The 12,424-nt window shown below is 41.6% G+C and carries 11 protein-coding genes; all 11 read left to right on the top strand.

All coding sequences use genetic code 11. The features are described from left to right. The first annotated feature begins 47 nt into the window (after positions 1-47). From flhA to AC0L7Q_RS11415, 11 genes are read left to right on the top strand one after another with little or no spacing between them, the layout of a single operon-like run. Positions 48-2,156, top strand: a complete 2,109-nt coding sequence (gene flhA, locus AC0L7Q_RS11465) for a flagellar biosynthesis protein FlhA (RefSeq protein WP_413402815.1) — start codon at positions 48-50, stop codon at positions 2,154-2,156. A 21-nt stretch (positions 2,157-2,177) separates the two neighbouring features. Next, positions 2,178-3,665 carry a flagellar biosynthesis protein FlhF gene (gene flhF / locus AC0L7Q_RS11460; RefSeq protein WP_413402813.1) on the top strand — a complete coding sequence of 496 codons (1,488 nt, stop codon included), beginning with the start codon at positions 2,178-2,180 and terminating at the stop codon, positions 3,663-3,665. After that, entirely contained in the window at positions 3,658-4,515 is an 858-nt protein-coding gene (locus AC0L7Q_RS11455; protein WP_413402811.1) for a MinD/ParA family ATP-binding protein, read from the top strand. Before flhF ends, AC0L7Q_RS11455 begins: the two co-directional genes overlap by 8 nt. A gap of 26 nt (positions 4,516-4,541) precedes the next feature. Further along, positions 4,542-5,252: an RNA polymerase sigma factor FliA gene (locus AC0L7Q_RS11450; RefSeq protein WP_138605376.1), complete on the top strand. Its 711-nt coding sequence runs from the start codon at positions 4,542-4,544 to the stop codon at positions 5,250-5,252. Between the two features lie 40 nt (positions 5,253-5,292). Next, complete coding sequence (gene cheY, locus AC0L7Q_RS11445) at positions 5,293-5,676, top strand: chemotaxis response regulator CheY (RefSeq protein WP_138605307.1); 384 nt, start codon at positions 5,293-5,295, stop codon at positions 5,674-5,676. A 16-nt stretch (positions 5,677-5,692) separates the two neighbouring features. Next, on the top strand, positions 5,693-6,466 hold the full coding sequence (locus tag AC0L7Q_RS11440) for a protein phosphatase CheZ (RefSeq protein WP_178956408.1): 774 nt from the start codon (positions 5,693-5,695) through the stop codon (positions 6,464-6,466). A 14-nt stretch (positions 6,467-6,480) separates the two neighbouring features. Further along, entirely contained in the window at positions 6,481-8,727 is a 2,247-nt protein-coding gene (locus AC0L7Q_RS11435) for a chemotaxis protein CheA (RefSeq protein ID WP_290169715.1), read from the top strand. Between the two features lie 53 nt (positions 8,728-8,780). Further along, positions 8,781-9,917 (top strand): protein-glutamate methylesterase/protein-glutamine glutaminase, encoded by a 1,137-nt coding sequence (locus AC0L7Q_RS11430; protein WP_413402808.1) that lies wholly within the window; start codon positions 8,781-8,783, stop codon positions 9,915-9,917. Continuing rightward, positions 9,910-10,674, top strand: coding sequence for a flagellar motor protein (locus AC0L7Q_RS11425; RefSeq protein WP_413402806.1), 765 nt, complete (start codon positions 9,910-9,912; stop codon positions 10,672-10,674). The genes AC0L7Q_RS11430 and AC0L7Q_RS11425 overlap by 8 nt, the downstream gene beginning before the upstream one ends. A gap of 5 nt (positions 10,675-10,679) precedes the next feature. Continuing rightward, complete coding sequence (locus AC0L7Q_RS11420) at positions 10,680-11,639, top strand: flagellar motor protein MotB (RefSeq protein ID WP_413402804.1); 960 nt, start codon at positions 10,680-10,682, stop codon at positions 11,637-11,639. A gap of 12 nt (positions 11,640-11,651) precedes the next feature. Beyond that, the gene (locus AC0L7Q_RS11415; RefSeq protein WP_413402802.1) at positions 11,652-12,422 is read left to right on the top strand and encodes a ParA family protein; all 771 of its coding nucleotides are present in this window, start codon (positions 11,652-11,654) and stop codon (positions 12,420-12,422) included. Positions 12,423-12,424: the final 2 nt, after the last annotated feature.

Below are 12,424 nucleotides of genomic sequence, written 5' to 3'. Positions count from 1 at the left end.
GTTATTGCAATTTCAGCGTAGTGTCAATTTTTTGAAATTGTAGAGTTATGGAATTTAAAGCGGTATTACAACAACTTAATAAAGATAAAAAAGAATATGCAAAGGGCGTTGGTACACCGCTTTTAGTCTTAGCTGCGCTTGGCATGGTTATTTTACCCCTGCCTCCATTTCTGCTTGATATATTATTTTCGTTTAATATCGCGCTCGCATTAGTAGTATTACTGGTCACCGTATATACCATGAAGCCGCTTGAATTTGGCATGTTTCCAGCTGTGTTGTTAATCGCCACAATCATGCGTTTAGCACTTAACGTAGCCAGTACCCGGGTGGTACTACTTGAGGGTCATAATGGTGGTGATGCTGCTGGTAAGGTAATTGAAGCATTTGGCTCGGTGGTTATTGGTGGTAACTACGCCGTGGGTTTAGTGGTATTTTTGATTCTAATTATCATAAACTTTGTGGTAATTACCAAAGGTGCAGGGCGTATTTCAGAAGTGTCAGCACGTTTTACCCTTGATGCTATGCCGGGTAAGCAAATGGCGATTGATGCAGATATGAATGCTGGCTTTATTAGTGCAGAGCAAGCTAGAGAGCGTCGTGATGAAGTAACCCGTGAAGCCGACTTTTATGGTTCTATGGATGGTGCCAGTAAATTTGTAAAAGGGGATGCTATCGCAGGTATCGTCATTTTAGTGATTAATATTGTAGGTGGTTTATTTGTTGGCATGATCCAGCATGACTTGAGCTTTTCACGTGCTATGGAAGTGTACACACTATTGACCATTGGTGATGGCTTAGTAGCGCAATTACCTTCATTACTACTTTCAATTGGTACTGCGATTGTTGTAACGCGTCAAAATGAATCGCACAATATGGGCGATCAGTTTAAGCAGCAGCTAGGAAACGAAAAATCATTATTTATTGCCTCTGGTATCCTCATTACTATGGGTTTAGTCCCAGGTATGCCGCATATTGCATTTTTAAGTTTAGGTGCGCTTTTAGGTTACCTTGCATACTACACTCAGCAAAACAAACTTAAATTGGCGGCTGCTGAGGCCGAAGAAGCTGAAAATGCAGCCTCAGGTAACGGGATTGCGGCTAAACAAGAACAAAAAGAACTGGGTTGGGATGATGTACAGCAAGTTGATGTTATTGGCTTAGAAGTGGGTTATCGGTTAATTCCTTTAGTAGACCAATCACAAGGTGGCGAGCTGTTAAACCGTATTAAAGGGGTGCGTAAAAAATTATCTCAAGAGCTAGGCTTTTTAGTGCCGCCAGTGCATATCCGCGATAATCTTGAGCTCGACCCAAATGCGTATCGCATCACCATGATGGGTGTATCAAGTGGTGAGGGTGAGCTTAAACATGGCGATGAACTGGCAATTAATCCTGGCCAAGTGTTTGGCCCGCTCAAAGGCATTGAAACTACAGACCCTGCATTTGGTTTAGATGCGGTATGGATAAAACCAGATCAAAAAGATGAAGCGCAATCTTTAGGTTATACCGTAGTTGATTCAGCAACCGTTGTGGCCACTCATATTAGCCAGTTACTCACAAATAGCGCCGCATTATTGCTTGGCCACGAAGAAGTACAAAACTTATTAGATATGTTAGGTAAAAGCCACCCTCGCTTAGTTGAAGGGCTGGTACCGGATGTATTACCGCTGACCACCATCGTTAAAGTACTACAAAACTTATTAAATGAAGGGGTAGCAATACGAGATATGCGTTCGATTGTTCAAACCCTTGTTGAGTATGGCCCTCGTAGCCAAGACCCTGATGTATTAACGGCTGCAGTGAGAATATCGTTGCGTAGATTAATCGTTCAAGATGCTGTTGGTATGTCTTCTGAAATCCCTGTCATAACCTTGGCGCCTGAGTTGGAACAGATGTTGCATCAGTCACTTCAAAATGCAGGTGATGAAGGTGCCGGAATAGAACCAGGACTTGCTGATAGACTTCAAACATCATTGAATGAAGCACATCAAAATCAAGAAATGGCCGGTGAACCTTCAATATTGCTAACGTCAGGAATGTTACGCACTGTGTTATCTCGATTTGTTAAATACACCATTCCAGGATTGCGAGTGATGTCTTATCAAGAGATACCAGATGAAAGACAGATCAAGATTGTCAGCTCTGTAGGCCAACAATAAGATTTTAAAGGGGTTTGAATTATGAAAATTAAACGTTTTTTTGCTAAAGACATGCGCACCGCACTAAAAGAAGTAAAAGAAGAGCTTGGTGTTGATGCGGTTATTATGTCAAATAAGAAACTAGCTAATGGCGTTGAAATTGTTGCTGCTGTTGATTACGACAAAGCCGCGACAAAAGCGCCAGAGCAACCTCAAAGCCAACCAGCTGCAAGTGCTTCATTTGCACATACCCAGAGCTCACATAACTTTGTAAAACCAGAGCCACAGCGCGCTCAACCTAAGCCACAAGCAAAGGTGGCAGACAGTTTACAAGCTTTATTAGAACGTCAATCTCCCCGTCCTCGTTCAGCAGAGCTTGCGTCAATGTTTTCACAATCAGGTATTGATACTTCTGGCCATTATCAAGAACAAGAAGCTGTGCAATCTCGACCTAAAAATATGTTTGAACGTGAACAAAGTGCGCCTGCACGTCCTCGTACTCAAGCTGATAGCTTAGGTTTTGATGATTTAGACAGTGGTTTTGACGATTTAGACTCACCGAGTGCACCACGCCAGCAAACGATGCAAAACGAGTCGAGTGATATAAGCACCATGCGCGAAGAAATGAACGCAATTCGTCAATTACTAGAACATCAAGTGTCAGGTTTAATGCAACAAGATATGGCACGTCGCGATCCAACCCGTGCATGTATGATTGACCGTTTAGTGGGTATGGGAATAGATAAAGACGTTGCTGAGCAGATGGCATGCTTTGTACCCGATGCTGTATCTCGCCAACAAGGTTGGAAAGCCTTATTGAATATGGTTGAAGATCAAATGCAAACCACTAACAACGAAATTCTTCGCCAAGGTGGTGTTTATGCTCTAGTCGGCCCAACAGGAGTAGGTAAAACCACCACGGTTGCAAAATTAGCTGCATTAGGTGCGCAAAAGTATGGTGCTGATAAAGTTGCGCTTATTACCACTGATACCTACCGTATTGGTGCGTATGAGCAGCTAGCAACTTACGGTCGAATTATTGGCTGTGGCGTAAAACAAGTTAAAGATGCAAATGAATTAGCAGAAGTTTTATACCATTTACGAAATAAACGTCTAGTCTTAATTGATACAGCAGGAATGAGTCAGCGAGATTTACGTTTAACTGAGCAGCTTAATACCTTAATGCGTAATCAACGTGTGGATATACGTAGTTATTTAGTATTAAGTGCTACAGCGCAAATCAATGTATTACAAGAGACAGTAAGGCACTTTAAAAAAGTACAGCTTAGTGGATGTATTTTTACTAAGTTAGATGAGTCATTGAGTTTAGGTGAGATTATTAGTATTGCGATTCAAAATCGTCTCCCAATAGGGTATCTTACTAATGGTCAGCGAGTACCAGAAGATATCAGAGTGGCAAATGCTGAAAAACTAGTAAAAAAAGCTGAGCAATTGTATTTAAAAAGAATAAAAGCACAACAATCACGACACCAATCAGTGGCGTCGAACACAGTAGAGATGTATGATTAACACAGTTTTAGATCAAGCAAGCGGCCTTCGCAAAATGAGTAATAATAATAACGGCGTAAAAGTTATCGCTGTCACCGGCGGCAAAGGTGGAGTGGGAAAAACAAACGTATCCCTTAACACGGCAATCGCGTTAGGCCAACAAGGCAAGCGTGTGCTGGTATTAGATGCTGATTTAGGGTTAGCTAATTGTGATGTTATGCTTGGACTGCGTGTAGAGCGTAACTTGTCTCATGTTTTATCAGGTGAATGTGAACTCGAAGATATTTTAGTTGAAGGCCCCGCAGGCATAAAAATAGTACCTGCAACATCGGGCTCGCAAAGTATGGTTGAGCTATCTCCTTCAGAGCATGCTGGACTTATCCGTGCATTTAGCGAGCTTAACACCGATTTTGATATTTTAATTGTGGATACCGCAGCAGGTATTTCTGACATGGTCTTGAGCTTTTCTCGTGCCGCACAAGATGTGGTTGTGGTGGTATGTGATGAGCCAACCTCAATTACTGATGCTTATGCACTAATTAAAGTACTGAGTCGTGAACACAAAGTAGAAAAATTTAAAATTGTTGCCAACATGGTGCGTAGCTTACGTGAAGGGCAGGAATTATTTGCTAAACTATCAAAAGTAACCGACCGATTTTTAGATATAACCATGGAGTTGGTTGCAACAGTTCCTTATGATGAGAATATGCGCAAATCAACGCGTCGCCAAAAAGTGATAGTTGAAGTTTTTCCAGGGTCTCCTGCTGCGATTGCTTTTAAAACACTGGCGACAAAAATTACTAAGTGGCAAACACCTAGTCAAGCCTCGGGTCATTTAGAGTTTTTTATTGAGAAGCTAGTTAGTAACTAACGATGACAATACCGGTGAATAGAGCTATGGGATATCAGTCAGCACAGAATTTAAATATGATTGTTGAAAAGCATGCCTCATTAGTCAAAAAAGTGGCATGCCATTTAATTGCTCGTTTACCGGCCAGTGTGCAACTAGATGATTTAATTCAATCAGGTATGATTGGCTTAATAGAGGCTTCAAAAAACTTCGATGCCAGTAAAGGCGCGAGTTTTGAAACCTTTGCGGGTATTCGTATTCGTGGTGCAATGATAGATGAAATGCGACGAGGTGATTGGGTTCCACGTTCAGTTCACAGAAAAAGTAGACTAGTAGCAGAGACGATAGTCGCGCTTGAAAACAGTTTAAATCGTGAACCTAAAGATAGTGAAGTGGCTGAAAAACTTGAAATTTCGTTAAATGAGTACCATCATATTTTAAATGATGTCAATGTAAGCAAAGTTTTGGGCATTGAGGACCTTGGTATTGACGATGATGTGATTACACCTCATGGCCAAGATTTAGCACTAGACAAACCTTTCAATAATGTTAAAAATGAACGGTTTAATGAGTCTTTACTCAATGCGATAAAGTCGTTACCGGAAAAAGATGCAATGGTGCTTTCTTTGTACTATAACGATGAAATGAATTTAAAAGAAATTGGGCATATACTCGATGTTAGTGAGTCGCGTGTAAGTCAGATACATGGTCAGGCGATGATTAAGCTTAAAGCAAAAATCAATGACTGGATAAACTAGAAGTAAGTAAATAAAGGTTCAGGCCTCACTGGAGGATGTTTTGGATAAAAACATTAAAATTCTTGTTGTTGATGATTTTTCAACAATGAGACGTATTATTAAAAACCTGTTGCGCGATTTAGGTTTTACCAATGTTCAAGAAGCGGATGATGGGTCAACTGCTTTACCTATGTTGCAAAATCAAGTATTTGATTTTGTTGTAACAGATTGGAATATGCCAGGCATGCAAGGTATTGATCTTTTGAGGGCAATTCGAGCTGATGACAAATTAAAGCATATTCCTGTTTTAATGGTTACAGCAGAAGCTAAAAAAGAACAAATAGTAGCTGCCGCCCAAGCAGGTGTAAATGGTTATATTGTTAAACCATTTACTGCAGGTACATTGAAGACTAAATTAGAAAAAGTGTTCGAACGCTTAGGTTAATGAGAGGGAGAGGCTTATGTCAGCACCTGCTGCGCCTCAGATTACTTTAGAACAAGCTCGCCAGTTGGTTGTTTTTTTAGAAAATGGTGAGCAAGATAAAGCGAATCAGTTAATTTTAGAAACAGCTTCACAAGAGCAATCACAGTTATTTGCTGAGGTAGGTAAGTTAACGCGTCAATTACATGAAGCTTTAAAGAGTTTCGAGTTAGATACGCGCTTAACAGATATTACCACTGATGCCATCCCTGATGCTAAGAAACGCCTCAACTATGTCATGGAAATGACTGAGAATGCAGCCAATAAAACAATGGATGCAGTTGAAGCTAGCTTACCTTTAGCGCAAGAAATTGCTGACGAAATTTCTGATATCAAGCCAACGTGGGATCGGTTAATGAACCGGGAAATTGAGCTTGGTGAGTTTAAGTCACTTTGTCATAGTATTGATAAGTTTATGAACAGCTCTCATCATAAAACTGATGAGTTGCAGATGTTGATGACCAATGTATTGATGGCTCAAGACTATCAAGATTTAACTGGTCAGGTTATTCGTCGTGTTATTGAACTTGTGCGTGAAGTTGAAGAAAGCTTGATCCACTTGTTAACTGCATTTGCAGCACAAGGTGAGGTTGAGCCAACACAACAGACCGAACAACCAGAAGAAACAGAAGATTCCATTGTTGCACAAACACTAGCAGGCCCTGAAGGGCCTATTATTGATAAAGAATCGCGTAATGATGTTGTATCTGATCAAGATGAAGTTGATGATCTATTATCAAGTTTGGGCTTCTAATAGGAGAGTACTGCATGAGCTTTGAAGTCGATGAAGATATTTTACAAGACTTTTTAGTAGAGGCCGGAGAAATCCTTGAGCTTTTATCTGAACAGTTAGTAGAACTGGAAAACAACCCAGATGATACTGAACTACTAAACGCAATATTTCGTGGTTTCCACACTGTAAAAGGTGGCGCCGGCTTTTTGGCAATGACAGAGCTTGTTGATGCATGTCATGGTGCTGAAAACGTGTTTGATTTATTGCGCCAAGGTGTAAGAACAGTTAACTCTGAATTAATGGATGTAATTTTACAAGCGCTCGACACCATTAATGAAATGTTTGCCACAATTAAAAATCGTGACCAGCCAGAACCTGCTGATCCAGAGTTACTTGCAGTCCTTCATAAGCTTGGACAACCACCGACGGCAGAAGAGCTAGCCGGCGATGCTGTAGTTGAAGAAGATACAGCCTCTGTTGAAACCCCATCAGTAGAACCTGAGGCCGCTGTAGAACAACCTAGCAATGATTCTGAAGAAGACCCATTCGCATTTGATGAATTATTTAGCGGCCCAGATAGTAGTAGCTCAGACTCTCAGATTGATGAAATAACTGAAGATGAGTTCGAAAGTCTTCTTGATGAGCTTCATGGTAAGGGCCAGTCCACGCAAGAAAAACAATCCCCATCAAGCGACAGTGATGTAAATGGCGATATTACAGATGATGAATTTGATAGCTTATTAGATGAGCTTCATGGTGTTGGTAGTTTTGGCGAAGTTACTCAAAGCACTGCAAGTACACCACAGCAAGCACCATCAGCTCCTGTAGTAGATTCACAAAATAGTGACTCAAGCGCGGGCGATGATGAAATAAGTGACGATGAATTTGAAGCTTTGCTAGATGAATTACATGGCAAAGGTGCACCTAAAGCTATAGAAGCATCGGCTCCGGCAAGTAAACCTGAGCCCGTAGCCGCAAACAAGTCTGCACCTGCTGCTACACCGAAACCTGTACCGAAACCTGAACCGAAACCGGTACCAAAAGCAGAGCCTGCTAAGCCGGCGCCTGCTCCACAGCCAGCCAAGGCCGCGCCGCCTAAAAAAGCAGCGCCTCCACCGGCAGAAACAACGGTTCGTGTTGACACCAAACGTTTAGACCAAATAATGAATATGGTAGGCGAGCTGGTACTTGTGCGAAACCGTTTGGTGAGTCTGGCAACAAACTCTGACAGCGAGGCTATGGGCAAAGCTATTTCTAATTTAGATGTAGTGACTGCTGATATCCAAGGTGCGGTAATGCAAACGCGAATGCAGCCAATCAAAAAAGTGTTTGGCCGTTTTCCCCGTGTAGTTCGAGATTTAGCACGAACGCTACAAAAAGATATTAATTTATTACTTGTTGGTGAAGACACTGATTTAGACAAAAACTTAGTAGAAGCATTGGCAGATCCATTGGTGCATTTAGTGCGCAACTCAGTGGATCATGGTATTGAAATGCCAGATGTTCGTGAAGCATCGGGTAAACCTAGAACGGGTACTGTGACTTTATCAGCTTCTCAACAAGGCGATCATATCCTACTTACCATCCAAGATGATGGTGCCGGTATGGATGCTGAAAAGCTTAAAAAGATTGCGATTAGTAAAGGGGTGCTTGATCACGACCAAGCGAGTCGTCTTTCTGATACTGAAGCATATAATCTTATTTTTGCACCTGGTTTTTCAACTAAAGAAGAGATCTCAGATATTTCCGGCCGTGGTGTTGGTATGGATGTGGTTAAAACAAAAATCACCCAACTCAATGGCTCGGTGAATATCAAATCAGAAATGGGTGTTGGTACTACTTTAGAAATTAAAGTGCCACTTACTCTAGCGATACTGCCTACCTTAATGGTAATAGTTGGGGAACAAACCTTTGCGTTGCCGCTGGCGGGTGTGAGTGAAATATTCCATTTAGATTTAACAAAAACCAATGTGGTTGATGGCCAGCTAACTATAATTGTTCGTAAAAAATCAATTCCACTATTCTACCTTGAACATTGGCTCATTAAAGGCGCCGATAGAGGTCAGCGAAAAGCACAAGGTCATGTGGTTATTGTGCAAATAGGAACTCAAAAAGTGGGTTTTGTTGTTGACTCGCTCATTGGTCAAGAAGAAGTGGTAATTAAGCCTCTAGACGCATTACTTCAAGGTACGCCAGGTATGGCAGGTGCAACAATCACCTCTGATGGTGGTATTGCACTGATCCTAGATGTGCCAAATATGTTAAAGCATTACGCTGGATAATTAAAAGTAGGCATACATTTTATGCCTACCCATTCATTGAATAAGAGAGCGAAATGGCTGTTAAAGTTTTAGTAGTTGATGATTCAAGCTTTTTTCGCCGCAGAGTGAGTGAAATACTTGAACAAGACAGCGGCATTGAAGTTATAGGTTTCGCTGTAAATGGTCGAGAAGCTGTCGATAAAACAGCTCAACTACGACCCGATGTGATCACCATGGATGTTGAAATGCCTGTGCTTGATGGCATCAGCGCAGTTAAAGAGATAATGGCGAGTAATCCAACTCCTATTTTAATGTTCTCGTCGTTAACGCGTGCAGGGGCATCTGCTACCTTAGATGCACTTGATGCTGGTGCGATGGACTTTTTACCGAAAAAGTTTGAAGATATTGCACGTAACAACGACGATGCAATAAAGCTATTACAAAATAAAGTTAAGGAAATAGGCCGCCAGCGAATTGGTAGAATTACCAGAGCGCCTGCTGCTCCAAGTAGCAAACCAGCGCCAAGTACTTCTGAGCGCTTTGCTAATAAGCCTATAGTGCAACCTGATCGTAGCTTTAAAAGCGCAAGCCCAACGCCTTCTAGTAGCACATCAGTGCGTGCAAGTGGTAAACAGTATCAACTAGTTGCTATTGGCACATCAACAGGTGGACCGGTTGCACTACAAACGATTTTGACTCAGTTACCAGCTAATTTCCCACATCCAATACTCCTCATACAACACATGCCTGCGGCATTTACACCTGCGTTCGCAACCCGATTAGATAGCTTGTGCAAAATTAAAGTAAAAGAAGCACAGCAAGGCGATAGGCTTCAACCTGGCTGTGCATATTTAGCACCAGGTGGGCAGCAAATGATGGTAGAAGGACGGGGGTCAAACAGAACACTACGCGTATTTGAAGATAAAAATGAACGAGTAAGCTATAAGCCTAGTGTTGACATAACCTTTGCTAGTGCAGCAAAAGCATACCAAGGTGATGTACTTGCCGTTATTTTGACTGGTATGGGCGCGGATGGTCGTGATGGTGCTCGTATGCTTAAACAATCTGGCGCTACAATTTGGGCTCAAGATGAAAAAAGCTGTGTTGTATATGGTATGCCGCAAGCAGTAGCAAGTGCAGGATTAGCAAGTGAAAGCATAGGTCTTCATGATGTTGCTGCGCGTTTAAAAAGAGAGATTGGCTGTGGATAAGCTTTCTATTTTAGGATTATTGGTTGCATTAGGTGCTATTGCAATCGGTTATTCTTTAGAGGGAGGTGTGGTATCTGCTCTGTTTAATGGCCCTGCACTAATTATTGTATTAGGCGGCACATTAGGAGCCGTGATGCTGCAAACATCAGCCAATACATTTAAGAAAATGCTTAGTATTACTCATTGGGTTTTTGTTACTAATGACCACGATATTGAAGATGCGATTGAACAAGTAAAGCGCTGGTCGCATAAAGCTCGCCAAGAGGGCTATTTAGCGCTCGAAAACGAAGCACTTACTCACTCTGATCCATATGCCACTAAAGGGCTTAGTTTATTAGTTGATGGCTGCTCAGATCAAAAGCTTCGCGATACTCTCGAGATTGATTTATTACTTGAACGAGAACGATTGCTGGAAGCTAGCCGAGTGTATGAAGCGATGGGAGGTTACAGCCCAACTATTGGTATTTTAGGTGCTGTGCTTGGACTGATCCAAGCTATGTCGTTTATCAACGATCCTGAGCAATTAGGAACAGGTATTGCCACTGCATTCATTGCGACTATATATGGTGTAGGTTTGGCGAATTTACTGTTTTTGCCCATGGCCAATAAATTAAAGCAACGGGTTGAGCAAAAAATGCTTTACCATGAAATGCTAGCTGAAGGCGTTATTGCCATTAGCCAAGGCGAGAGCCCTATTAATATAGAATTAAAGCTTGAAGCTTACCGCGTTGAACGTCCTATTTTACAGGCTCATTAGCGGTTATGCTGCGCCGCCGGTTACGTCATCAAAACTTTAAAAGCCAACATACTGAGCGTTGGCTAGTCTCTTATGCAGATTACATGACCATCATGTTTGCATTTTTTGTTGTATTGTATGCTATTGCAATAAACAAAGAAGACAATATACAAGTTTTATCTGACTCTCTTGAGCATGTTTTTGATAAGTCAGCTAAACAATTTTCTCAGCAAGGTAAGGGAGTAAACGGCGATGCTTTGTTGCTTGAAAGAGTGACTCCCGAGGCTGAAGTTTTATATGGCGAAAGTATTCAAAAACAAGAACAAGGGCCAGTATTGCTCGATGGCCAAAGTGATAATAGCAATATCAGCCAGCGTCACTTAGGTAAGCCACTCGACAGTTTACTGGTCAAACTACAGTCGTCCCTCATTGATGAAATACGTAGTGGCGATGCAAGCTTAGAGCTTAGTCAAGATTGGCTGGTTATTGAGCTTAATTCTGGGTTGTTGTTTGCCAGCGGTAGTGCCGTTGCGCATAATCAAGCTATAGACGTTGTAAAAAAGATTGAAGCAATAATCGCACCTGTCGATAACTATATAAGAGTACGGGGATACACAGATAACGAAACTATTCGCAATGAAATATTTCGCTCTAATTGGGAGTTGTCGGTGGCACGTGCAACATCAATATTAGTTGAATTAGAGCGCTTAGGTATTCAATCTGCGCGCATGGCAATTGAGGGATATGGCCAATACTCACCTTTTGCCGATAATGATACCGAAGCCGGGCGGGCTGAAAACCGCAAAGTGGTGATTGCGCTTTCCAAATACGGCTTGGTTTTAGAGTCAGCGGATGAGGATACTGAGCAGCAACTTCCTGAAGCTATTAAACCAGCTGAAGTTGAGCTGCCTACTCAAGACGATACAATAAAAATAATTCGCTTAGAGCATGGTGGTATTCGTGTTACTACGCGTAATGAACAGTAATTAGGATGTAATGTGAAAATCTGGACAGTAGCCAATCAAAAAGGAGGGGTAGGCAAAACCACTACAGCGGTTAGCCTTGCTGGCATCCTTGCGCTTCAAGGTAAGCGAGTGTTACTGATTGATACCGATCCACATGCATCGTTAACTTATTACTTTGGCATTGATTCAGAAGATTTAGAGGTCAGTGTTTACGATATTTTCAGTCGCGGCTCGAGCATGAAAAGCGAAGAAATATTGCAAGCATTATGCCCTTCAACTATAGAAAATCTTGATATATTACCTGCCACAATGGCGATTGCTACACTTGACCGTAGTATGGGTAATAAAACGGGGATGGGCCTGATTTTAAAAAAAACACTGGCTAAAATTAGCGAGCATTACGATTACGCAATTTTAGATTGCCCGCCAGTTTTAGGGGTACTTATGGTCAATGCCCTTGCTGCTTGCGAAAGAGTGTTGGTGCCAGTACAAACTGAGTTCTTAGCGCTTAAGGGGCTTGATAGAATGATGCGTACTATGGAATTAATGCAAACCTCGCAAGCGAAAAGCTATGAATATACTATAATTCCAACTATGTATGATAAGCGTACTAAAGCGTCACTTGAAGCCTATAAAACATTACAAGATACATACAAAGAAAAAGTATGGCCAGGTGTGATTCCTGTTGATACAAAATTTAGAGATGCGAGTTTAGCGCAAAAGGTGCCTATTGATTTTTGCCCTAATGCGCGTGGAGTCTATGCTTATAAAGCATTGCTTGAATATTTAATAAAACAAGGTTGATA

This window comes from Pseudoalteromonas sp. KJ63-1 (genome assembly GCF_055808145.1).
The sequence above is the reverse complement of the archived record's forward strand: the minus strand, read 5'-3'. Positions and strand labels throughout refer to the sequence as shown.